Origin of the sequence: Gordonia hydrophobica NBRC 16057, assembly GCF_001592365.1 — a bacterium.
Taxonomy (GTDB): Bacteria; Actinomycetota; Actinomycetes; order Mycobacteriales; family Mycobacteriaceae; genus Gordonia; species Gordonia hydrophobica.
Genome location: NZ_BCWU01000001.1, coordinates 243,315 through 265,994 on the forward strand (window position 1 = coordinate 243,315; position 22,680 = coordinate 265,994).

25 protein-coding genes and 1 riboswitch are annotated in these 22,680 nt (G+C 68.1%); of the genes, 11 read left to right on the forward strand and 14 right to left on the reverse strand.

Annotation, left to right across the window (positions count from 1 at the left end; all coding sequences use genetic code 11):
- The first annotated feature begins 44 nt into the window (after positions 1-44).
- Positions 45-923 carry an MBL fold metallo-hydrolase gene (locus GH2_RS01200; protein WP_066161984.1) on the forward strand — a complete coding sequence of 293 codons (879 nt, stop codon included), beginning with the start codon at positions 45-47 and terminating at the stop codon, positions 921-923.
- An 87-nt stretch (positions 924-1,010) separates the two neighbouring features.
- Here GH2_RS01200 and GH2_RS01205 read toward each other — a convergent pair whose 3' ends face one another.
- Complete coding sequence (locus GH2_RS01205; protein ID WP_066161986.1) at positions 1,011-1,808, reverse strand: ABC transporter permease; 798 nt, start codon at positions 1,806-1,808, stop codon at positions 1,011-1,013.
- Entirely contained in the window at positions 1,805-2,728 is a 924-nt protein-coding gene (locus GH2_RS01210; RefSeq protein WP_066161992.1) for an ABC transporter ATP-binding protein, read from the reverse strand. Before GH2_RS01210 ends, GH2_RS01205 begins: the two co-directional genes overlap by 4 nt.
- Positions 2,729-2,854: 126 nt before the next feature.
- Here GH2_RS01210 and GH2_RS01215 point away from each other — a divergent pair, with 126 nt between their 5' ends.
- From GH2_RS01215 to GH2_RS01225, 3 genes are read left to right on the forward strand one after another with little or no spacing between them, the layout of a single operon-like run.
- The gene (locus GH2_RS01215; protein ID WP_066163222.1) at positions 2,855-4,015 is read left to right on the forward strand and encodes a sensor histidine kinase; all 1,161 of its coding nucleotides are present in this window, start codon (positions 2,855-2,857) and stop codon (positions 4,013-4,015) included.
- On the forward strand, positions 4,012-4,680 hold the full coding sequence (locus GH2_RS01220; RefSeq protein ID WP_066161995.1) for a response regulator: 669 nt from the start codon (positions 4,012-4,014) through the stop codon (positions 4,678-4,680). The genes GH2_RS01215 and GH2_RS01220 overlap by 4 nt, the downstream gene beginning before the upstream one ends.
- A 25-nt stretch (positions 4,681-4,705) precedes the next feature.
- A complete protein-coding gene (locus GH2_RS01225) occupies positions 4,706-5,167 on the forward strand; it encodes a peroxiredoxin (protein WP_066161998.1) in 462 nt (153 codons plus the stop codon).
- On the opposite strand, the gene GH2_RS01230 is transcribed toward GH2_RS01225, so the two are convergent.
- Positions 5,153-5,545 carry a DoxX family protein gene (locus GH2_RS01230; RefSeq protein ID WP_066162000.1) on the reverse strand — a complete coding sequence of 131 codons (393 nt, stop codon included), beginning with the start codon at positions 5,543-5,545 and terminating at the stop codon, positions 5,153-5,155. The two genes, GH2_RS01225 and GH2_RS01230, sit on opposite strands and share 15 nt — an antisense overlap.
- A 44-nt stretch (positions 5,546-5,589) precedes the next feature.
- Here GH2_RS01230 and GH2_RS01235 point away from each other — a divergent pair, with 44 nt between their 5' ends.
- A complete protein-coding gene (locus GH2_RS01235) occupies positions 5,590-6,360 on the forward strand; it encodes an enoyl-CoA hydratase (RefSeq protein WP_066162004.1) in 771 nt (256 codons plus the stop codon).
- A gap of 67 nt (positions 6,361-6,427) precedes the next feature.
- Entirely contained in the window at positions 6,428-6,772 is a 345-nt protein-coding gene (locus tag GH2_RS01240) for a VOC family protein (protein WP_066162006.1), read from the forward strand.
- Positions 6,773-6,775: 3 nt separating this feature from the next.
- Here GH2_RS01240 and GH2_RS01245 read toward each other — a convergent pair whose 3' ends face one another.
- Positions 6,776-7,336 (reverse strand): hypothetical protein, encoded by a 561-nt coding sequence (locus GH2_RS01245; RefSeq protein ID WP_066163225.1) that lies wholly within the window; start codon positions 7,334-7,336, stop codon positions 6,776-6,778.
- Between the two features lie 109 nt (positions 7,337-7,445).
- Here GH2_RS01245 and GH2_RS01250 point away from each other — a divergent pair, with 109 nt between their 5' ends.
- Together GH2_RS01250 and GH2_RS01255 are read left to right on the forward strand one after the other, a co-directional pair.
- Positions 7,446-8,552, forward strand: a complete 1,107-nt coding sequence (locus GH2_RS01250; protein ID WP_066162009.1) for a sensor histidine kinase — start codon at positions 7,446-7,448, stop codon at positions 8,550-8,552.
- A complete protein-coding gene (locus GH2_RS01255) occupies positions 8,549-9,205 on the forward strand; it encodes a response regulator (RefSeq protein ID WP_066162012.1) in 657 nt (218 codons plus the stop codon). The genes GH2_RS01250 and GH2_RS01255 overlap by 4 nt, the downstream gene beginning before the upstream one ends.
- Here GH2_RS01255 and GH2_RS01260 read toward each other — a convergent pair.
- Positions 9,198-9,512 (reverse strand): DMT family transporter, encoded by a 315-nt coding sequence (locus GH2_RS01260; protein WP_066162016.1) that lies wholly within the window; start codon positions 9,510-9,512, stop codon positions 9,198-9,200. The genes GH2_RS01255 and GH2_RS01260 overlap by 8 nt on opposite strands.
- Positions 9,513-9,522: 10 nt before the next feature.
- Positions 9,523-9,587, reverse strand: a riboswitch (guanidine-III (ykkC-III) riboswitch).
- A gap of 56 nt (positions 9,588-9,643) precedes the next feature.
- Between GH2_RS01260 and GH2_RS01265 the strand changes: the two genes are divergently transcribed.
- On the forward strand, positions 9,644-10,033 hold the full coding sequence (locus GH2_RS01265; protein ID WP_066162019.1) for an Rv0313 family protein: 390 nt from the start codon (positions 9,644-9,646) through the stop codon (positions 10,031-10,033).
- 10 nt (positions 10,034-10,043) lie between these two features.
- Here GH2_RS01265 and GH2_RS01270 read toward each other — a convergent pair whose 3' ends face one another.
- The 5 genes from GH2_RS01270 to GH2_RS01290 form a co-directional block, all read right to left on the reverse strand.
- The gene (locus GH2_RS01270) at positions 10,044-10,559 is read right to left on the reverse strand and encodes a MarR family transcriptional regulator (RefSeq protein ID WP_084247227.1); all 516 of its coding nucleotides are present in this window, start codon (positions 10,557-10,559) and stop codon (positions 10,044-10,046) included.
- Positions 10,560-10,593: 34 nt separating this feature from the next.
- A complete protein-coding gene (gene mmsB, locus GH2_RS01275) occupies positions 10,594-11,463 on the reverse strand; it encodes a 3-hydroxyisobutyrate dehydrogenase (protein ID WP_066162026.1) in 870 nt (289 codons plus the stop codon).
- Complete coding sequence (locus GH2_RS01280) at positions 11,460-12,635, reverse strand: acyl-CoA dehydrogenase family protein (RefSeq protein ID WP_066162029.1); 1,176 nt, start codon at positions 12,633-12,635, stop codon at positions 11,460-11,462. Before GH2_RS01280 ends, mmsB begins: the two co-directional genes overlap by 4 nt.
- Before the next feature lie 55 nt (positions 12,636-12,690).
- Positions 12,691-14,214 (reverse strand): CoA-acylating methylmalonate-semialdehyde dehydrogenase, encoded by a 1,524-nt coding sequence (locus GH2_RS01285; RefSeq protein ID WP_066162033.1) that lies wholly within the window; start codon positions 14,212-14,214, stop codon positions 12,691-12,693.
- Between the two features lie 99 nt (positions 14,215-14,313).
- Entirely contained in the window at positions 14,314-14,550 is a 237-nt protein-coding gene (locus GH2_RS01290; protein ID WP_066163227.1) for a PspC domain-containing protein, read from the reverse strand.
- Positions 14,551-14,671: 121 nt separating this feature from the next.
- Here GH2_RS01290 and gatB point away from each other — a divergent pair, with 121 nt between their 5' ends.
- Positions 14,672-16,177, forward strand: a complete 1,506-nt coding sequence (gene gatB / locus GH2_RS01295; RefSeq protein WP_066163229.1) for an Asp-tRNA(Asn)/Glu-tRNA(Gln) amidotransferase subunit GatB — start codon at positions 14,672-14,674, stop codon at positions 16,175-16,177.
- 13 nt (positions 16,178-16,190) lie between these two features.
- Here the strand turns inward: gatB and GH2_RS01300 are convergent, their stop codons facing one another.
- Positions 16,191-17,330, reverse strand: a complete 1,140-nt coding sequence (locus tag GH2_RS01300) for a PQQ-dependent sugar dehydrogenase (RefSeq protein WP_084247228.1) — start codon at positions 17,328-17,330, stop codon at positions 16,191-16,193.
- An 81-nt stretch (positions 17,331-17,411) separates the two neighbouring features.
- Between GH2_RS01300 and GH2_RS01305 the strand changes: the two genes are divergently transcribed.
- Positions 17,412-18,578: a DoxX family protein gene (locus GH2_RS01305; protein ID WP_169802408.1), complete on the forward strand. Its 1,167-nt coding sequence runs from the start codon at positions 17,412-17,414 to the stop codon at positions 18,576-18,578.
- A gap of 87 nt (positions 18,579-18,665) precedes the next feature.
- Here GH2_RS01305 and ilvD read toward each other — a convergent pair whose 3' ends face one another.
- From ilvD to GH2_RS01320, 3 genes are all read right to left on the reverse strand, one after another.
- Positions 18,666-20,510 carry a dihydroxy-acid dehydratase gene (gene ilvD, locus GH2_RS01310; RefSeq protein WP_066162035.1) on the reverse strand — a complete coding sequence of 615 codons (1,845 nt, stop codon included), beginning with the start codon at positions 20,508-20,510 and terminating at the stop codon, positions 18,666-18,668.
- Positions 20,511-20,615: 105 nt separating this feature from the next.
- Positions 20,616-21,944 carry a magnesium transporter gene (mgtE, locus tag GH2_RS01315; RefSeq protein ID WP_066163235.1) on the reverse strand — a complete coding sequence of 443 codons (1,329 nt, stop codon included), beginning with the start codon at positions 21,942-21,944 and terminating at the stop codon, positions 20,616-20,618.
- 7 nt (positions 21,945-21,951) lie between these two features.
- Complete coding sequence (locus GH2_RS01320) at positions 21,952-22,359, reverse strand: PH domain-containing protein (RefSeq protein ID WP_066162038.1); 408 nt, start codon at positions 22,357-22,359, stop codon at positions 21,952-21,954.
- Between the last annotated feature and the right edge of the window lie 321 nt (positions 22,360-22,680).

Sequence of the window (22,680 nt, forward strand, 5' to 3'; positions counted from 1 at the left end):
TAGCGGCGAATTGATCCACAACTGAGTCTGGGCATGATGGAGAGATGAGCGATGAGCAGGTGGCACTCGGCCCGCACGTGACCCGGTGGGCCGGCCCCGACGGTGGTCGCGTTCCCTACGGCAACCCGCTGACGGTGACCGCGGGCGAATCGACGGTGCTGCTGGATGCCGGGCTGGGCGTGGCCACGCCACCGGCGGACCTGCTGCTCCTGAGCCACTACCACGAGGACCACACGGTGGATGCTCTCGCGCGGGCGTCGACGGTGGCGATCCACCGCAGTGACGTGTTCGCGCTGCAGTCGTGGGAGTCGTTCCGGACCGCGGGCGGAATCCCGGAGGGGGACTGGGAAGCGGACTTCCGTCGGCAGTTCTCCTGGAACGCGTTGCCGGACGCGTCGGTGTTCGACGACGACGCCGTGTTCGACGTCGGCGGCGACGTCCGCGTGCACGTGGTGCCGCTGCCCGGACACACGGCGGGGCACTGCGGATTCCTGATCGAACCCGACGGGGTCTTCTACATCGCCGACGTCGACCTCTCGACGTTCGGGCCGATGTACAGCGACATCGGGTCGAGCCTCGCCGACATCCGCGCGACGTTGGACGCGGTGACGCAGGTGCAGGCGCGGGTCGTCGTGCCCTATCACCACAAGGGTCCGTACTTCACCCGCGAGGAGTTCCTCGAGGACCTCGCGCTGCATGCGGCCGCACTCGATGCCCGTGAAGGTCGACTTCTGGAGCAGCTCGCGGCGGGCCCGCACACGGCGTCGGATCTGCTGGGCCGCGGGATCGTGTACCGCGTCGCGACGGCGCCCTGGTACGCCGACGCCGCCGAGATCGCGATGATCCGCAGACATCTCGACGACCTAGTGAGCCGGGGCGTGGTGATCGGTCCAGACGCCGACGGCCGATTCCGACTGGCCTAGCGCAAAGACCGGCGCATCCGGGGAGAGGTTTCGGATGCGCCGGTCGCGTTTGCGTTCAGCTCTTCGCAGGTCGAATTGCCCGTCGGGCTATTTGACCTCTGAACGCAAGATCTTCCAGATGCCGACCGACATCGGGATGCCGATCCAGATGGCGTGCGCCACCAGGAACTTGCCCCAGTCGCCGCCGGTCGGCCAGGTCTCCGACATCAGTGCGCCGGACGAGACGCTGGGGCTGATCCACTCGGCGACATGGGCGTCGCGCAGCGCCGGAATCAGCTGCAGGACCAGGCCGATCGCCTCCGGCAGGATGAAGTAGGCGACGATCGCGGCGGGCGTGCTCAGGAACAGCGCCGCGAAGCCGAAGCCGAGGAGCAGTCCGGAGACCTGCAGGACGACGGCACCGGTCAGCCCGGCGGCCGACAGTGACCACGAACCGGCCGGGGCGTCGAAGGCGAGCATGGCGATGACGTTGCCGATCGCGCCGATGATCAGCGCGACCACCACGGCGGCCAGGGCGGCGATGATCGAGGTGATCAGCTTGGCGATCACGACACGCTCGCGCCGGGGCTCCATGGTGAACGTGGCCAGCGCCCCGCGCTGCGACCATTCCGAGGTGACGAGGAGGATCGCCATCACCGGCAGCAGGAACCCGGTCGGCGTGTTCATGACGCCGAAGAGGTCGGCGAAGCCCAGATCGGTCGGCTCGCTGGAATTGGCGGCGACGATCAGCATCACCACCATGACGAGCGTGGCGATCAGTGCCATCGACGCGATCAGCCAGAAGCCTGCGCGCGTGTCGACGAGCTTGCGCATCTCGACGCGAACCAGGCGGCTGAGCGGAATCGGCTGGACCGTCTGGTCGACGGCGGCGTACGTGGTGGTCATCGGACGACTCCCTGATTGACGGGCTGCTCGCGCTGAGTCTGTTCGGTGAGCTGCAGGAACATGGCTTCCAGGTTGGTGTTGTCGCCGCCGCGGAGCTCGATGAGGCTGACCCGGCTGTCGAGGGCGATGCGACCGACCTGCTCGGGCTCGGCGTCGACGGTGATGCCGCCACCCTGCGCGGGATGCGCGGCGAATCCGGCGTCCACCAGCGCCTGACCGAGCGTCTGATCATCGGTCGACTTCACGTGCGCGCCGGTGCCGGCGAGAAGCTCGTCCTTGGCGCCTTGCGCGACGATTCGGCCCTGACCGATGACGATGAGGTCGTCGGCGATGATCTCGATCTCGTGCAGCAGATGGCTCGAGAGGAGCACCGTGCCGCCGCGGTCGGCGTACTCGCGAAGCAGGGTGCGCATCCAGTGGATGCCCGCGGGGTCGAGGCCGTTGGCGGGTTCGTCGAGCATCAGGATCTTCGGATTCGCCAGCAGCGCGTTCGCGATGCCCAGGCGCTGCCGCATGCCGAGCGAGTAGTTGCGGACGCGGCGGCCTGCCTCCTCGGGCGTCAAGCTGACCCAGGCGAGAACCTCGTCGACGCGGGTCAGGTCCAGGCCCATGGTCATCGCCGACAGTCGTAGGATCTCTGCGCCGGTCCGTCCCGCGTGCTGCGCCGAGGCGTCGAGCAGGACACCGACCTGTGTCGCCGGGTTCGGGATGTCGCGGTAGTTGACGCCCGCGATGGTCGCGGTGCCCGAGGTGGGCGGTGTGAGGCCGGCGATGATGCGCATCGTCGTGGACTTGCCTGCGCCGTTCGGTCCGAGGAATCCGGTCACGCGACCGGGTTTGCAGGCGAACGAGACGTCGTTGACGGCGGTGTAGTCGCCGTATCTCTTCGTGAGGTGTTCGACCGTGATCATGATGAACATTCTGCTGACTCCGGAGTACTTCGCACATCCGTCGGCGGGCTGATTTCGGGTCAGCCGAAAGTAGGGGGTGACCTGAGAACTCGCGACGGCAGCGGGCCGTCGGCTCGGCGGGCTACCGTGATCCTCGTGCACCCCGAGGACTATCAGCCGCCGCTGACGTGGCGCAGCCATGTGTGGCGTTTCACCATCGTCCTCGCCGTCTCGGGGGTCGCGTGGGCCACGCGCGCCGACTACCAGTGGCAGCACGTCCGATGGTGGTTCTTCCTGGACCTGGCGATCGGGCTCGCGTCGCTGGTCGCGGTTCTGTTCCGCCGGTCGCACCCGGTCAGCGTCGGTGTGGGAACGCAGTTGGCCGCCGTCGTCTCGGCGACCGCTGCCGGTCCGTCGATGCTGGCGGTGGTCTCGTTGTCGACGCGTCGTCGGTGGCGGGAGATCGTGCCGGTCGGCATTCTGGCCGTCGTCAGCGCACTGGTGTCGCCGCTGGTGGGCTCACCGGAGGAGAAGCCGGTCGGACTTCTCGACGCCGCGATCATCACGGTGGTGATCCTGCTGATCATCGCGTGGGGCCTGTACATCGGTTCCCGTCGCGAATTGCTCGCGTCGTGGCGGTCGCGGGCGAAGGTCGCCGAAGCCGAGCAGGCGGCGCGGGTCCAGCATGCGCGCATCGCCGAGCGAGGACGGATCGCCCGCGAGATGCACGATGTGCTGGCGCACCGGATCTCGACGATCCACATGTACGCCGGTGCCCTCGGCTACCGCGACGACCTGCCTCCCGACCAGGTCCGCGAGGCGGCGCACACCATCGAGGGGCTCTCTGCCACGGCGCTCACCGAACTGCGCGACCTGCTCGGTGTGCTGCGCGAGGGGCCGGGCGACGCGCAGCCGGAGTCGCCGCAGGCGAGCGCCACGGACATCGAGGCGTTGGTCGACGAGAACCGCGGCTACGGCATGAACCTTCAGTACTCCTGTGATCTCGAGCTCGCCGACCTGCCCGACGGCATCGGCCGTACCCTGTTCCGCTGCGTTCAGGAAGGGCTCACCAACGCCCGGAAGCATGCGGCCGCGACCGCCGTCGAAGTCCGGATCTGCGGGAGCCCGGACCACGGCGTCGACCTCGTCGTCAGCAACCCGATGCCGATCGGAGAGAATCGGACTCTCGCCCCGGAATCCGGGTTCGGCCTGGTCGGTCTCGCCGAGCGGGTGGAACTGCGCGGCGGCACGCAGTCGGCGCACCTGACGGCCGATGAACGATTCGTCCTGCGCGTGTGGTTACCGTGGCAGGCATGAGCGCGAGGCTGATGATCGTCGACGACGACCCGCTGGTCCGGTCCGGACTGCGTCTGCTGGTCGGTGGCGACCCGGGCCTGGACGTGGTCGCCGAGGCGGGCAACGGGCGCGACGCACTCGACGCACACGCCGCCGACCCCGTCGATCTGGTGCTGATGGATCTGCGGATGCCGGTGATGGACGGCATCGACGCCACCGCAGCCTTCAAAGCGGGCGCCAACCCGCCCGCCGTGATCGTGCTGACCACATTCGACGCCGACGACTACGTGGTGCGGGCCCTGGCGGTCGGCGCCGACGGCTTCCTGCTGAAAGACACTCCGCCCGCGGAGATCGTCGCCGCGATCGGCCGCGTCCTGGGCGGCGAACCGGCGCTGAGCCCCTCGGTGACCGCGGCGCTGATCAAACAGGTCGTCGACGGCCGCCGGATCGACCCGCAGGGCAACGGCGTCGCCGACAAGGCGCGGGCGGCCGTCGACGCGCTCACCGAACGTGAACTCGAAGTGGCGGTGTGCCTGGCGCGCGGCGAGTCGAACGCCGGGATCGCCGCCGAGTTGTACATGTCGGTGGCGACGGTGAAGGCGCACATCTCACGGATCTTCCATAAGCTCGACGCGTCGAATCGGGTGCAGGTCGCGATCGCCATGCGTGACGCCGGCCGGGTGTGAGTCGCGACGCGGGTAGAGTTCGGATATGAAGATCGGCGACACCGCACCGGATTTCGAACTCTCCGACCAAGACGGCACCCGACGACGACTGTCGGAGCTCCTCGCCGACGGGCCCGTCGCACTGTTCTTCTATCCGGCGGCCTTCACCCCGGGCTGCACCAAGGAGGCCTGCCATTTCCGCGATCTCGCCGCCGAGTTCGCCGACGCAGGCGTGCAGCGAGTCGGGATCAGTCGCGACGACGTCGACAAGCAGAAGAGCTGGACCCAGAAGCACACGCTGGACTACCCGCTGCTCGCGGACACCGACGGGGCCGTCGCGCAGGCGTACGGGGTCAAGCGCGGGCTGCTCGGCGCGGTCGGCATGCCCACCAAGCGCGTGACGTTCGCGATCGGGACCGACGGTGTCATCGCCGACGTGATCGCCTCCGAGGTCAACATGACCGTGCACGCCGACCGCGTGCTCGCCGCGTTCTCAGGTACGCGGTAGCTGCGGTCGTGGGGTGATGGTCGGCGGACCCGTCGCAGCGAGTGCCGCGTAGACGAGTAGCAGGGACGACGCCGCTACGAAGTTCAGTCGGAGGTCGCGGGCGCGCAGATGCATGCCGACGGCCAGCGAGAAGTAGAGCGTCAGCATCACCGCCGTGAATCGTGCCAGCTGTGGGAACCGTGGAGCCGCGGCGAGTCCGGTCGCGGACGCTGCTTTGACGACCGGGAAGACCCAGCGATGCTCGGCGGGAAAACCGACGTCGTCCAGGCAGCGGGCGATATAGGGAATCGGCCCGATACACGCGACGGCATCGGCAGCCTGGCCTGTGGCGGCTAGCTGGTAGACGAGCGGATCCCGCAGCGATGTCGGCGCCCTCATGTCAATCAATCGTAGGACTCGCGAACGTCCGGGACAATACATGCATGACCTCTTCCGTGACTTCCACCGTTCGCGACTCCGTTGGAGTCCTGGCCTTGACGGCTCCTGATCGGCGCAACCCGCTGTCCCTATCGACCATGCGTGCGGCGACCGCCGCGCTGCACACGCTCGGCGCGAACCCCGACGTCCGCGTCATCGTCATCTCGGCGAGCGGACCGGCGTTCTCGGCAGGCCACGACCTGTCCGAGATGGTGGAGCGGACTCTCACCGACGAGCAGGAGATCTTCGCGGCGTGCACCGAACTGATGACCGCCGTGCACCGGGTGCGTCAACCGGTGATCGCGCAAGTGCAGGGCATGGCGCTCGCGGCGGGCTGCCAGCTCGTCGCAACGTGCGACCTCGCCGTCGCCGCGGACACCGCACGATTCTCCACGCCCGGGGTCCGCATCGGGCTGTTCTGCTCGACGCCGATGGTGCCCCTCAGCCGCGCGATCGGACGTAAACGCGCGATGCAGATGCTGCTCACCGGGGACATGATCGATGCGGCGACGGCCGTCGACTGGGGCCTGATCAACTCCGCGGTCCCCGCCGAGGAACTGGAATCGACCGTCGCCGAGCTCGCGGAGCGGATCGGACAGTTCAGCGGCGACACCCTCGCGATCGGCAAACGTGCGTTCTACGACCAGATCGATCGGACCGAACCCGACGCCTACGCCGAGATGTCCGCGGTGATGGCTGCCAATGCGATGACCTGCGACGCGCAGGAGGGGATGTCGGCGTTCCTCGCCAAGCGGGACCCGGTCTGGCAGTCGTAGGGCGGGTGCCGCGGGCCGTGCCGATTCGTCCAAGCCGTCGGGCGGCCGACGATGGTGTGCTGGAACCATGACAATCGAACGCATCGCACCGATCCTGACCGTCTCCGACATCGACGCGGCGATCTGCGAACACACCGCAGTGCTCGGGATGCGCGTGGTGATGAACCACGGGTGGATCGCCTTCCTCGCCGACGACGACGGTCGGCAGATCGGGTTCATGACCGCGGACGAGTCGGCGTCGCTGAACCCGGACGTCTCGGTGTTCGTCGACGACGTCGACGCCGCGCATGCGCGGGCCGTCGCGGCGGGCGTCGAGATCGTGCACCCCCTCTCGTCCGAGTCCTGGGGCGTGCGGCGGTTCTTCTACCGCGATCGGTCGGGACGCGTGATCAACGTCGGCACGCATCTGTGACCATCACTTCTTCGACAGGCTCCGCAGTGAGCCGCTGACCCAGAGGGGCCCGGTCAGGAGCCAGATCGCCGTGATGATGCCGAGGGTCTGGAAGCCGGCGAACAGCTGGGTGCGTTGCTCGGCGTCGGCGACCCCGAACCCCAACACCAGGATCATCGCCGCGGCGATCCCCGCCGCGACCAACCACCGACCGAAATCCTGCCACTCGTACCGGAACCGGGCCGGACCCGACTTGGGGATCTTCTCGGGCTTCGGTCCGTCGTCGAACCAGTGGGCGAACCGGACGTCGGCCCATGCGATGAGCCGTCGACCGAACGCGATGGTGACACCGAGGTAGATCGGCGCCAGCCGGTGCGCGACGCCGATCTCGCCGCCGCGGTGCAGATCGAGCGCGACGGCGACCAACAGGACGACGTCCAGGACGGGGACGGCGGCCAAGACGTAGCCGGACAGGCGTTTCGCGTGGATGACGTACCGCAGGACCAGCCCGCCGATCACGAGGACCCAGAAGCCGACCTCGCAGCCGAGGATGGTGAGAAGGACGGGTTCGGTGAGTTCGTTCATGAAACCAGCGTCGCGGGGAACGGTGCCGGGCACATCCGCTGACCGGCGTCGTGACGGTCATCCTTTCGGCGGACCCGCGCGGCCGCCCGATGTGCTGTAGTGAGAATCGATGAAGTCCCTGACCACCATCGCGTCCACGACCGCGGTGTCGTCGATCGGTACGCTGATCGTCGGCCTGCTGCTGTGGGTCACCGGCGCGTTCACGCTCATCCCGGATTGGGGCGGCCACCAACCGGCGGTCAAGGCGGCGGTGCTGCTCGCCGCGTTCGTCATTCAACTGACTGCACCGCGACGTCCGGCGATCGCCGTCGCAGCCATGCTGATCCTGATCGTCGTCGACTTCGGATCGGGTGTCTCGCTGCCGATCTGGATCTCGTTCACCGATGTGATCTTCGCGGTGATGACTGTCGGGTCGGTGCGCTTGCGGCGGACGGTCGGAGCCGGGTGCTTCGTGGTGACCGTCGGCGGTGCGGTGGCGGTCGCCGTCACGGTGGACCCGCGGGCGGGCGTCCTCGCCGGGCTGCTGGGCGTCGCTTTTCTGATCTCACCGCTCGGGTACGCGCAATCAGTGCACGCCACGGTGCGGGCCGCCCGTGCCGAGCAGTCGGCCGCCGAGGCCGAGCACAGGACTGCGCTGGCCGATGAGCGTCGCCGGGTCTCGCGCGAGCTCCACGACACCGTCGCCGGTCACGTCTCGTCGATCGCGATCCTCGCCGAGGCAGCGCGCGACGCCCCTGATCCCGCCCCGATCATCGCGTCGATGCGCGCGAACAGTCTCGCCGCGTTGAGCGAGTTGCGGGCGATGATCGACGTGCTCGCAGGGGAGGGCGACGACACGGCGACCGTCCGCTGGTCGTCGCTGGCTCCGTTGCTGACCGCAGCGCGGTCGGTCGGGTCGGACGTCGTCGTCGACGGTGGACCGGAGCAGGTCAGCGTCCTCGTCGAGACCGTGCTGACGCGGATCGCGGGGGAGGCTGTGACGAACGCGACCCGGCACGCGCCCGGCGAGCCGATCACCGTGGACGTGTCGTCGGACGGAAGGACTGCAGCGTTGACCGTCAGCAACGGTGTCGCTGCCGCCACGCAGTACGCGACGAACGGAAATGGACTGCGCAATATGAGAATTAGAGCAGAGAGCATCGGCGGAATGGTGACCGCGGGACGGGTCGGTGCGCAGTGGGTGGTCCACGCGGAGCTGCCGGTGGGACCGCGATGAGCCGGATCCGGGTGGTGCTGGCCGACGATCACGCCGCTGTCCGCGAAGGACTGCGCCTGGTGCTCGAGGCGTCGGGTGCTATCACCGTCGTCGGTGAGGCGGGCGACGGCGCCGAAGCGGTGCGCGCCGTCGCCCGCCTGCATCCCGACGTGGTGGTGATGGACGTACGGATGCCGGAGATGGACGGTCTCGCCGCGACCGCGGCCGTCCTGGCCGAGTCAACGGTCCGCATCCTGGTACTCACCACGTTCGACGTCGACGAATACGTCCTGGGCGCCCTCGCTGCGGGCGCCAGCGGATTCCTGTTGAAATCGGCGTCGGGTGCGGAACTGGTCGACGGCGTCCGGCGCGTCGCCGAGGGCGATGCCGTGCTGGATCCGGCGGTCACCAGGGTCGTCGTGGACGCGATGCGCACGCGTCCCGCGACACCGACTCCGGACCTCGCCGAGCTCACCGAACGTGAGGTCCAGGTGCTCGGCGGGCTGGGCGCAGGCCTCTCGAACGCTCAGATCGCGAAACGTTTGGACATCGGGGAGGCGACGGTGAAAACTCATGTCTCACGGGTGCTCATGAAACTCGACGTCCAGTCCCGGGTCCAGGCCGCGGTGCTCGCCGTCCGAGCCGGAGTGCCGGACCCGGGAGCGGTCAGCTGACCAGCTTGAGACCGACGACGCCGCCGACGATCGCGATGATGCACACGATCTTGGCCAAGGTCGCGGCTTCGGCGCCGGTCAGCATGGCGTAGACGACGGCGCCGGTGGCGCCGATGCCGACCCAGATGGCATAGGAGCTGCCGGTCGGGAGTTCACGCATAGCGTACGCGAGACCGCCCATGCTGATGACGAGGGCGACGAAGAAGGTGGCGGTGGGCCACAGCCGCGTCAGGCCCGCAGATCTGCCGAGCGCAGTGGCCCAGACGGCTTCGAAGAGTCCGGAGACGATGAGAACGATCCAGTGCATGGTTGCTCCTCAGCCACCGTCTTGTCGCTGACCGGGTACGGCGGGCTCGTCCGGGCGCCCCATGCGGGCGTCACCCGAGAGGGTACCCACGCAGGTGGCGAGGCGGCCAGTCTGCGGGGACGATGGAGAGCATGCCCACATCGAACGACTTCGGCCCCGACGACTTCGATCGCTTCGCGCGCGAAGCGGGAGAGGGGCTGCGGAAACTGTTGCGGCAGGCGCTCGAGAACCCGCGTGCCACCGCGACGTGGGCTGATATCGCCACCTCGGCCGCTCGGGTGAAGCGACCCGACCCGGCGCCGGAGCCGATTCGCGAACCGGCTGTCGTGGATGCCGAACCCGGCGTCTGGGCCATCGTGCGCGACGACGGCGAGCCGCGAGTGGAGCGGGTCTTCTCCTCCGAGCTGGACGCGCTGCGCGCGAATCAGGGCAACACCGATCCCGCTCGGTCGGTGCGCTTCCTGGAGTTCGGCGCGCGGATCGGCCAGGGCGGCATCGATGCGGGTGGTCAGGGGTCGTAACGGCGGTCCGTCAGAAGTCGCCGGAGGCCGAGCGCAGCTCTCGAATCGCCGCGACCAGCTGGTGGGCGGAGGTCGCCGACATCCCCACGCGACCGAAGACGTTGGCGTTCAACACCGCCGTCGCCTTCTCGACCAACTCCCTGCCGTCGTCGGTGATCGAGACCAGGGTGGTCCGGCCGTCGGTCGGGTGCGGGTTGCGCTCCACCAGACCCGCGTCGACGAGGCGGGCGATCGCGTGGGTGGCGGACGAGACGTGGACCTGGAGGCGGTCGCTGGCCTTGGAGATCGGCAGCGAACCGTGGCGGCTGAACGCGAGGAGGCGAAGCAACTCGAAGCGGGAGAACGTCAGGCCGAATGGCTTCAGTTCCTGCTCGACGCGCGCGAGCATGATCTGGTGGGCACGCATGACCGAGGTGACCGCCTCCATGCCGTCGGCGACCTCGGTGCCCCACCCGGCGTCCTCCCAGTTGCGGCGGGCCAGGGCGATCGGGTCGCGCTCATCAGACTCGTGATCCACCCCGGCCACACTGCTCCTATCGACTACCGCTGACTCGTCCCGTTCAGCGCAGGGTATCGATTATCGCACTGAAGTCGAGTCCGCCGTTCTCGGCCGCGAACGCGTCGTACAGGCTCGCCGCGTGCGAACCGAGCGGGGCGGTGGCCCCGGTGGCGCCGATCGCGTCCATGGCGAGGTGCAGGTCCTTGTTCATGAGCGCGGTCGCGAACCCGGGACGGAACTCGTTGTTGGCAGGCGATGTCTCGACCGGTCCGGGGACGGGGCAATTCACCTGCAGCGCCCAGCAGTTGCCGGTGGCACCGGTGACGACGTCGTACAGTGCCTGATCCTCCAGGCCCAGCTTCTCGGCCAGGGCGAACGCTTCACCGACGGCGATCTGCTGCACGGCGAGGATCATGTTGTTGCACAGTTTGGCAGCCTGTCCGTTGCCGGGACCGCCGCACGCAACGACCTTGCCCGCCATCGGCTTGAGGATCGGCTGCGCCGCGGCGAGCGCGGTCGAGTCGCCGCCGACCATGAACGCCAGGGTTCCCGCCGTCGCGCCTTTGACACCGCCGGAGACGGGTGCGTCGAGCTGCATCAAGCCGGCGTCGACCGCCTGCTGGTGCACGGCGCGCGCGTCCTCGACCGAGATGGTGGAGCTGTCGATGAACAGCTGACCGGGGGTGGCGTGGGGGAGGATCGCCGCGTAAACGGACTTCACGGCCGCTCCGCTGGGAAGCATGGTGATGACGGCGTCGACGCCCGAGACCGCGGCCTCTGCGCTCTCGGCCGCCCGCACTCCGTTCGCGACCGCGGTCGCCAGGAGTTCGGGGACGAGGTCGAATCCGACCACGTCGTGCCCGCCTTTGACCAGGTTGGCGGCCATCGGTCCGCCCATGTTGCCCAGTCCGAGGAAAGCGATTGTGCTCATCGTGTGCCCTTTCCGGCGGTGGCCCGCTGCGCTTCGGCGCGTCCGATCACCATCCGCATGATCTCGTTGGTTCCTTCAAGGATGCGATTCACCCGCAGGTCGCGGACGATTTTCTCGATACCCGTCTCGTGCAGGTAGCCGTATCCGCCGTGCAACTGCAGTGCCTGGTCGGCGACGGTGAAGCAGTGCTCGGTGACGAATCGCTTCGCCATCGCGCACAGTTCCACCTTGTCGGGGTCGTCGGTGTCGAGCGCCTCGGCCGCCCGCCACAGGAGCATGCGGGAGGCCTCGAGCGTGGTCGCCATCTCGGCCAGGGTGGCCGCGACGGTGGGTTCGGCGATCAACGGTTTGCCGAAGGCCTCGCGTTCGGTGGTGTACACGAGCGCTTGGTCGTAGGCCGCCTGGGCGCCGCCGAGCGAGCAGGCGGCGATGTTGAGGCGGCCGCCGTTGAGCCCGTTCATGGCGATGGCGAAGCCGGTGCCTGCGCCGTCGGGGCCGCCGAGCATCGCGTCGGCGGGCACCCGGACGTCGTCGAAGATCACCTGAGCCGTCGGCTGGTTGTGCCAGCCCATCTTCGCCTCGGGCGGGCCGAACGAGAGTCCGGCCGTGCCGTTCTCGACGACGAACGTGGAGATGCCGCGCGGGCCGGCGTCCCCGGTGCGGGCCATGACGACGTACACGTCGGAGACGCCGCCGCCGGAGATGAACTGTTTGCTTCCGCGCAGGACGAACTCGTCGCCCTCGCGTCGCGCCGACGTCGAGAGCGCGGCCGCATCCGATCCCGCACCGGGTTCGGTGAGGCAGTAGCTCGCGATGAACTCCATCGACGCCATCTTCGGCACCCAGCGCTTGCGCTGTTCATCGGTGCCGTAGCTGTCGACCATCCACGTGCACATGTTGTGAATGGAGAGGAACGCCGCAGTCACGGGATCGGCCTTGGCGAGCTCCTCGAAGATGCGCACGCCGTCGAGGCGTCGGAGGCCGGAGCCCCCGACGTCCTCGCTGGTGTAGATCCCGGCCATGCCGAGCGATGCGGCCTCGCGCATCTCGTCGACCGGGAAGTGTGCTTTCGCATCCCAGTCGAGGGAGTGCGGAGCCAGCCGTTTACGGGCGAAGTCCCGTGCGGCTTCGACGACGATCCGGTCGTCGTCGGGCAATTTCGGGTAGGGCATGGTGTTTCCTACGGGCCGTCGGTTCTCGAGGTACCTGTTCTCTCTTCGGGGGCTGTCAGTGCATCTGCGGCATGGCGAAGTCGGCGCCTTCCTTGATGCCCGACGGCCAGCGCGAGGTGACGGTCTTGGTCTTGGTGTAGAACATGATCGACGCCGGGCCGTGCTGGTTCAGGTCGCCGAATCCCGACCGCTTCCAGCCGCCGAAGGTGTGGTAGGCGACCGGCACCGGCACCGGCACGTTGACGCCGACCATGCCGACCTCGACCCGCGAGGTGAAGTCGCGGGCGGTGTCACCGTCACGGGTGAAGATCGAGACGCCGTTGCCGTACTCGTGCTCGGTGGGCAGTGCGAGGGCCTCTTCGTAATCGTGGGCGCGGACGATGCAGACCACCGGGCCGAAGATCTCGTCGGTGTAGATCGACATGTCCTTGGTGACGTGGTCGAACAGCGTTGGGCCGACGTAGTAGCCGCCGGAGAGGTCGGAGCCCTCGAACTCGGCGTCGGTGGAACCCTTGCCGCGGCCGTCGACCACCAGCTCGGCGCCTGCGGCGGCGCCCTGCTCGATGTAGTCGAGGACGCGGTCCCGGGCGGCGGCGGTGATCAGCGGGCCGTAGTCGGCCTTGGGGTCGTGGCTGTGGCCCACGCGCAGCGACTCCACGCGCTCGACGAGCTTGGCGCGCAGGGCGTCGGCGGTGGCGTCGCCGATCGGCACGGCGACCGAGATCGCCATGCAGCGCTCGCCTGCGGCACCGTAACCGGCGCCGACGAGGGCGTCGACCGCCTGATCGAGATCGGCGTCGGGGGCGATGATCATGTGGTTCTTGGCGCCGCCGAAGCACTGGCTGCGCTTGCCGTTCTTGGCGGCGTTCTCGTAGATGTACTGCGCGATGTCCGACGAGCCGACGAAGCCGATCGCCTTGACGTCCGGGTTCTCCAGCAGTGCGTCGACCGCGGTCTTGTCCCCGTGAACCACCTGGAAGACACCGTCGGGCAGGCCGGCCTCGGTGAAGAGCTCGGCGAGGCGGACCGGGACCGAGGGGTCGCGCTCGGACGGCTTCAGGATGAAGGCGTTGCCGCAGGCGAGCGCCGGGCCCGCCTTCCACAGCGGGATCATGGCGGGGAAGTTGAACGGGGTGATGCCCGCGACCACGCCGAGCGGCTGACGCATCGAGTAGACGTCGATGCCAGTGCCGGCGTTCTCGGTGTACTCGCCCTTCAGCAGGTGCGGGATGCCGACGGCGAACTCCATCACGTCGAGGCCGCGGACCACGTCGCCGCGGGCGTCGTCGAGGGTCTTGCCGTGCTCGCTGGACAGCAGATCGGCGAGCTCGTCCATGTTCTGGTTCACCAGTTCGATGAACTTCATCAGGACGCGAGCGCGGCGCTGTGGGTTGTACGCCGCCCATTCCTGCTGAGCTTCCTTCGCGATGGCGACGGCGTTATCGACCTCGGCGGTGGTGGCGAGGGGGACCGTCGCCTGAACCTCGCCCGTGCTGGGGTCGTAGACGTCGGCGGTGGCGCCGGTCGCGGCGACGCGTGCGCCGTTCAGGTAGTGGTCGATGGTCCGCAGTGCAGTCATGCGCAGTCCTTCCAGAGGCTGAAGAGGTGACAGCAACCACGGTATACTTGGACGTCCAACTAATCAATAGGTTGGACGTCCAAGTATTTTCTGGGGCGACTACTGCTGCGGAATCACGAGCCAGAGCAGCAGGTACAGCAGCAACTGTGGGCCGGGCAGAACGATCGACGCGACGAACGCGACGCGAACCCAGGTCGAGTCCACGTCGAAGTATTCGGCGAGTCCGCCCGCGACGCCGCCGAGCATGCGGTCGGTGGTGGAGCGGTGCAGCCGCTTCGGTTGGTCGGACTGGGCTGTGGCGGTGTACGGGTCGGCGGAGATGGCCGGGTCGGTCATGACTGTCACTTCCTTCGGGGAGACGTCGTCGATGTCGACGCGTGCCTTCACGGTAGGAGCGCCGACCGCTAGCGGGCATCGGGAAGCACCCCCACTTCGACCCCCAGATACGATGGAGCGCATGAGTGCGGCTATCGACGAACTGATGGACTTCGACGACGTCATCGAGACCTACGACCCCGTGATGGGCATGGAGGTCCACGTCGAACTCGGCACGGCCACCAAGATGTTCTGCGGGTGTCCCACCACGTTCGGTGGTGAACCCAACACGCAGGTGTGCCCGGCCTGCCTCGGTCTCCCGGGTGCCCTGCCGGTCGCGAACGCGAAGGCTGTCGAGTCCGCGGTGCGCATCGGCCTGGCGCTGAACTGCTCGATCCGCGAGTCGAGCGTCTTCGCACGGAAGAACTACTTCTACCCGGATCAGCCGAAGAACTACCAGATCAGCCAGTACGACGAGCCCACCTCGTATGACGGCTACCTGGACGTCAACCTCGCCGACGGCACCACGTGGCGAGTGGAGATCGAGCGCGCGCATATGGAGGAGGACACGGGCAAGTCGCTGCACATCGGCGGCGCCACCGGCCGCATCCACGGCGCCAGCCACTCGCTCCTCGACTACAACCGCGCAGGGGTGCCGCTCGTCGAGATCGTCACCCGCCCGATCGAAGGCGCCGGTGAGCGTGCGCCCGAGATCGCCCGCGCCTATGTCAGTGCGCTCCGGGATCTGCTGAAGTCGCTCGATGTCTCCGACGTCCGCATGGACCAGGGCTCGATGCGCTGCGATGTGAACCTGTCGCTGAAGGCGAAGGGCGCCACCGAGTTCGGGACCCGTACCGAGACCAAGAACGTCAACTCGCTCAAATCGGTGGAGACCGCGGTTCGCTTCGAGATGCAGCGGCAGGCCGCCGTGCTGAGCGGGGGCGGCGAGATCATCCAGGAGACCCGCCACTTCCACGAGGCCGACGGCACCACGTCGGCGGGACGCCGCAAGGAGACCGCCGAGGACTATCGCTACTTCCCGGAGCCGGACTTGCCGCCGGTCATCGCCCGCCCGGAATGGGTCGAGCGACTGCGGAGCACCCTGCCCGAACTGCCGTGGATCCGTCGCGCCCGCATCCAGGAGCAGTGGGGCGTGTCCGACGAAGTGATGCGCGACCTGGTGAACGTCGGCGCTGTGGACCTCATCATCGAGACCGCCGAGGCGGGTGCGTCCGCGGACGCGGCACGCAGCTGGTGGGTCTCGTTCCTCGCCCAGCAGGCCAATGCTCGCGACGTGGAGCTGGCCGATCTCGCGATCGCGCCGAAGCAGGTCGCCGAGGTGATCGGCATGGTCGACGAGGGCAAGCTCACGAACAAGCTCGCCCAGCAGGTGGTCGTGGCGGTCCTCGACGGGGAGGGCGAGCCCACACAGATCGTCGCTGACCGCGGCCTGGAAGTGGTTCGCGACGACTCGGCGCTTCAGCAGGCCGTCGACGAGGCGTTGGCCGCCAACCCCGACATCGCCGACAAGATCCGCGGCGGCAAGGTGCAGGCGGCAGGCAAGATCGTCGGCGACGTCATGAAGGCGACCCGCGGTCAGGCCGATCCGGCGCGAGTGAAGGAGCTGGTCCTGGCCGCGTGCCAGTGACGCCGCCCGGACGCTAGCGCAGGTCTTCGCCGGGCTTCGGCATGAAGATCGCGACGCGGTCGTCGAAGGACTTCACATCGCCGACTCGGACCGATTTGTTGACGGTGGCGATCTGGGTGGCCGCGCCGCCGATCGACGTCATGCGCCCGACGGCGCCATAGGTCTTGTCGGTGGGCTGAGCACTGGGTTCGCCGAGTGTCGAGCTCCCGGTCGACGGCCGGATGAAGGTGTCGATGCGCTGTTTCTTGGCGAGGGAGACGGAGATCCAGTCCTGACCGACGGCGCAGCCGCTCACGCCCGGGCGGTCCGCCCACGTCCACAGGGTCTGCAGGCTCTTGGGGCCGACCAGCGACAGGCGGTCGCCGCGCGCACCGCTGTCGGCGACGAACAGTTGGCCGTCGCTGCCGGGAGACGGGCACAGGGCCACATCGGACCCGAGGCCTGATGCGCGAAGGTCGGGCCGCGGGTCGGCGGCGTTGGGGTTGATCGTGAAGATCTTGCCCGCCAGCGAACTCGGGTCGTCGGCGGCGCCGGTGTTGCCGGTGTCGCCCGTCGCCACCACGAGCGTGTTGGGGCCCTCGAACGCGATGGAGCCCATGTTGCCGCTCGCGCCCTTCGGGATGCCGGTCAGGATGGGCTTCACCGAACCGGTCGGCGCGATGCGGACGATCCGGTTGTCGGAGCCGGTGGTCACGAGCGCGAAGATCAACTGGTCCTCGAGGTACGTGGGCGACATCGCGAAGTCGATCAGTCCGCCGTCCCCGGAGGCGTCGACCGGCACGGTCGCGACCGCCCGCTGCGGACCGTAGCGCTTGGACAGGATGATCTTGCCGGTGGTGCGTTCAGCGACGTAGGTGGTCTGTCCCGACGCGTCTGCGGGACGCACGCCCGACGTCGACGCGAGGCAGGTCGCGATGACCGACGGATCGGGATCGACGCACGGACCGGTCGGGGGAGTCCCGCCGGTCTCGTCGCGAGGGGACGGCGGTGGTGCGGGTTTGCGCTCCATGGTCGGCGGAGCTGTGAATGAGCCCTGCGCGGCCACCTGGTCTTCCTGGGTGAAGTCGGCACAGGACGTGGTCATCGTCACGACGGCGATCGCGGACGTCACAGCGACGAGGATGCGGCGGGCGGTCCGGGAGTGCGACGGCATTCCTCCACTGTAACTTTCGTTATCAAATCGTCGGGTGCCGCTAAGCCTCTCCACGGCAAGACCGCCCTAGAGTCGGTAGATGTGAGTAGTGGCGAAGACAAGCCTTCGGTCGGCGCAGACGTGCCGAACGTGGGCAGTCCGTATGACGAGCCGACGGAGGCCATCGAGCGGCCGAAGATCCGTCGGCCCCAACCCGACAACGACGACTTCTTCGACCGGCACCGCCGTCGACCCGAACCCGCGGTCCAGGATGCCATCGACCAGAAGGCGCAGCGCGACGAGGCCGCGTCAGCACCCGAGCCGTTGGCGGATGCGCCGACCGAGGCGCTCCCGGTGGTCGAGCCGGACCAGCAGGCATCGATGAATCGGACCGAGCCGATCGAGACCGACGAGGCGAAGCCGCCGGTCATCATCAGTTCGGTGGCCGACACGACGTCGCAGAATCCCGTCAAGAAGAGCGTGTCGACCGAGCCGGTGCACACCGTGCCGTTCACGGACGACGACGAGGCCGACGAGGAGTCCGACGGGGACCGACGCTATGCGGAGCAGATGACCGAGCCCCCGCTGCCGTACATCGAGCCGCAGCCGACCGAGCCGTTCGCCCTGGAGGATTTCGACGGCGCGGAGCCGGAGCCGGTGGCCGCACCGCCCGAGGAACCGGCCGTCGCCCCGGTCGCGCGACGCGGCACCATCGACCTGGGCCTGCTGATCCTGCGCCTGGCGATCGGTGCGACGTTCACCGTGCACGGTCTGCAGAAGCTCACCGGATGGTTCAACGGACCCGGCCCCGACGGCTTCGCCGACTTCCTGACCAACGCCGCGAACCCCAGCATCGGCTTCAACAGCGACGTCACGACGATCCTGTCGTTCGTCGCCGGAGTCAGCGAGACCGCGGGCGGCATCCTGTTGATCCTGGGACTGCTGACGCCGATCGCCGGCGCCGCCGTGCTGAGCAGCATTCTGGTCGCGCTCACCTACAAGGTCACCCTCGCAGGTGGCCTGTGGTTCTTCGCGGGCGACGGCGGGGGCAGCGGCATCGAGCTGGAGGCCGTCCTCGCGGCGGCCGTCGCCTCGTTGATTCTGACCGGTCCCGGGGCGTACGCGGTGGACCGTCGATGGGGCTGGGCTCGAAGGCCGGCATGGGGTTCGGCCGCCTGGCTGATCGTCGGCATCGGCGTCGCCGTGGCGATCTGGGTGGTGTTCAACGGGACCAACCCGCTCGACTCGCCGGGAAATCCGGCGGGCTGACCCGAACCCGGACGAGACCACACGAACACCGAGCGTCCCACTCACTGAGGGGGACGCTCGGTGTTTTGTGAAGGTATGCCGTTGAGCTCAGTCGACGACGCGGACGGCGCCCTTGTCGGCCGAGGTGGCCAGCTTCGCGTAGGCGCGGAGCGCCTTGCTCACGGTCCGCTCCCGGTTGCGCGGGGCCCACGGATGTTCGGACGCCTCCATCTTGGCGCGCCGTTCGGCGAGGGTCTCGTCGTCGACGAGGACCTTCAACGTACGCGAGTGCACGTCGATGAGGATCTCGTCGCCGTCCTCCACCAGGCCGATGTCGCCGCCGGCCGCGGCCTCCGGGGAGGCGTGGCCGATCACCAGGCCCGATGAGCCGCCGGAGAACCGGCCGTCGGTGACCAGACCGCAGTACTTGCCCATCCCGGTGCCCTTCATGAAGGCGGTGGGGTGCAGCATCTCCTGCATGCCGGGGCCGCCTGCGGGGCCCTCGTAACGGATCACAAGCACCTCGCCCTTCTGCAACTCCTTCGACAGGATCGCGTGGACGGCGTCCTCCTGGCTCTCCACCACGCGCGCAGGGCCCTGGAAGTGCCACAGCGATTCGTCGACGCCCGCCGTCTTGAGGATGGCGCCGTTCTGGGCCAGGTTGCCGTGCAGCACGCACAGACCGCCCTCGACGGTGTACGCGTGCTCCTTGTCGCGGATGCATCCGTCGGCGGCGTCGGTGTCGAGCGACTCCCACCGGTTCGACGTCGAGAACGGCTCGGTGGTGCGGACGCCGCCGGGAGCGGCGTGGAACAGGTCGAGCGCTTCGGCGGTGGCGGTGCCGCTGCGGATGTCCCAGTCGGCCAGGTACGACTCGAGCGACGAAGCGTGCACCGGGTGCACGTTCGTGTTCAACAGACCCGCACGATTCAGCTCACCGAGGATCGCCGGGATGCCGCCTGCGCGATGAACATGCTCCATGTAGTACTTCGGCGAGTTCGGTGCGACCTTCGCCAGGCACGGCACGTTCCGCGAGACGCGGTCGATGTCGTGCAGATCGAACTGCACGTCGCCCTCTTGCGCGGCGGCCAGAATGTGCAGCACCGTGTTCGTGGAACCGCCCATCGCCACATCCAGCGCCATCGCGTTCTCGAAGGCCTCACGGGTGGCGACGTTGCGCGGCAGGACCGACTCGTCGTCGTCGTGGTAGTACCGCTTGGCGATGTCGACGATCAGTTCGCCTGCGCGCGTGAACAGATCGCGACGGGCCACCTGGGTGGCCAGCGTGGATCCGTTGCCGGGCAGGGACAGACCGAGAGCCTCGGTGAGGCAGTTCATCGAGTTCGCGGTGAACATGCCCGAGCACGATCCGCAGGTGGGGCAGGCGGACTGCTCCACCTTGAGCAGTTCGTTGTCGTTGACCTCGCCGTCGGCCGACGCGGAGATCGCGTCGATGAGATCGGTCCCCGGTCGCACGACGCCGTTGATCACGACCGACTTGCCCGCCTCCATCGGTCCACCGGAGACGAAGACGGTCGGGATGTTCAGGCGCATCGCGGCGTTGAGCATGCCGGGGGTGATCTTGTCGCAGTTCGAGATGCAGACCAGGGCGTCGGCGGTGTGGGCGTTCACCATGTACTCGACGGAGTCGGCGATGATCTCGCGGCTCGGCAGCGAATAGAGCATGCCGCCGTGGCCCATGGCGATGCCGTCGTCGACGGCGATGGTGTGGAACTCCTTCGCCACGCCGCCCGCCTCGCGAATGGCGTCGGCGACGATCTCGCCCACGTTCTTGAGGTGCACGTGGCCCGGCACGAACTGGGTGTACGAGTTCGCGATGGCGACGATCGGCTTGCCGAAATCGTCATCGGTCATACCGGTGGCGCGCCACAGGGCGCGTGCTCCGGAGGCTTCTCGGCCGACGGTGGTGGTGCGAGACCGCAGGGCTGGCATGAAATTCCTCGCTACAAATCGCAGAAGTGTCCCGGTCGGGCTGTGGCCGGGTTGTCCTGTTCACTTTACGCGCGCACCGGATTCGGCCTCCGGACCGCTACCCGCTCAGATGCCGAGCACCGTCTTCGCGATCATGAAATAGACGATCAGACCGGTGGCGTCGCAGAAGGTCGAGATGAACGGCGTCGAGAACACTGCCGGATCGACGCGAACCGTCTTGGCCAGCAGCGGCATCAGTCCGCCGACGGTCGCTGCCATGGTGCAGACCGAGACGATGGTCAGGCCGATCACGGTGCCGATGTCGACGCCGTACACGGCCGCGGCGACGCCGAATCCCACGACGCCGAGCGCTGCTCCCATGGTGAGTCCGACGCGGACCTCCTTGCCCGCGACCAGCGCGGCGTCGCGCGGGGTCACCTCCTCGGTGGCCAGCGCCCGGGTGACGGTGGTGGCCGCCTGCGAACCGGTGTTTCCGCCGATGCCGGTGAGCAGCGGGATGAACAGGGCCAGCGCGACCCGCTGTTCCAGCGTGCCCTCGAAGATCTCTAAGACGTTGACGGTCAGGATGGCCGAGAGCGCGAGCACGAACAGCCACACCACGCGGGCGCGGGTGATCGCGAAGATCGACGCGTGCAGGTACGGGGTCTTCAACACCTCTCGGGCGCCCGCGCGCGCCTCGTCCTCGTCGCGCGCCGCTTCGACCACCTCGGCGGCGTCGTCCATGGTGAGGATGCCGAGCAGACGCTTCTCCTGGTCGACCACCGGCATCGCCATCACGGAGCGATCCAGACAGCGTTGTGCCGCCGACTCGGCCTCCTCCGAGGCGTACGCGTAGATCGGCGACTTGGTGTACTCGTCGACGGCGATCTCGGGATCGGACAACAGCAGATCGCGCAGACTGGCGACGCCCACCAGGCGGCGCTGATGATCCACCACGGGGATTGTGTAGATGGTCTCCGCATCGCGGCCGCGCTGTTTGATTCGCTCGATCGCGGCCGCGCACGTGTCGTCGGGGAAGACGTGAACGTACTCCGGGCTCATGCGGCGACCGACGGAGCCGCGGCGGAACCCGAGCACTACCGCCGTCGCATCGCGCTCGGCGGGGGAGAGGCTGCGGATCAGTGCGTTCGCGACATTGGCGGGGAGTTCGTCGAGCAGTTCGGCGCGGTCGTCGGGATCCATGCTGTCGAACGCATCGGCGATCTCGGCGGTGCCGAGGGAGCGGATCAGCGCCGCCTGCGCGCCGGGCGTCAGTTCGTCGAAGACCGCGACGGCGTCGTTCTTCGGCAGCAGTCGGAACGCGATCGTCCGATCTCCGACGTCCATCGCATCGAGAACGGCCGCGGCGTCCTGCGGCGGGAGCCTCGACAGTTCGCTGCCGACGAAGACGAGGTGACCGTTGTCGATCGCGTCGTTCAGATCCTTGGCAGTCAACGGCGGCTCAGCCTGCGGCCAGTCGCGCTTCCCGCTCGGACTGGAACGGATCCGGCACGCGTCCACCGCTGGCCTGGGCCAACAGCGGGAGGTCGTTGAAGCCGACCGACGGCAGACGCACCGACGTCCCGTCCGTCAGCACGACGCGGGCCGAACTCCACTTCGCGAAACGGAGGCCGTCGACGTCGTGCCACGGGATGCGCGTGGTCTGCCGGGTGCCGACGGCAGTGATGCCCTGCCCGTCGACGATGGTCTTGAGCCGGTGAATCCACCAGGCGAGGAGCACCGGGAACACGAGTGTCCAGGCGAACCACGGAACCGAGATGCCCATCAACACGATGGACGCCAGGAACACGAGGGGGACGGCGAAGTACGCGAGCCGAGAGATCGCGAAAACCTTGGACGATTCACTCATAGTCCTGATTGTCTCACGTCGGAGTCACTATGATGGCCGCCCGACTGGCACGTATCGCCCAGCGCGTGGCGCTCCGCCATCGATTTGACGAGACGGCTGGCGCTGCCCTACCTTGTCCTCGTGATGACTCGGAAGTTTCTCGTAGTAATCGGTCGGCGCGTCGACGCCTGATCGGTCACTTCGTAGACCTTCAGAACCAATTACGACGCGCCCCTCGCACAGCCTCGCTGGCGAGGGTTTTTTCTTGCCAGAACCCGGATTCGAAGTCCCCGGGAGCCGTGTGGGGAAGCGCGGACAGACCAGAGAAACAATGATGATGAG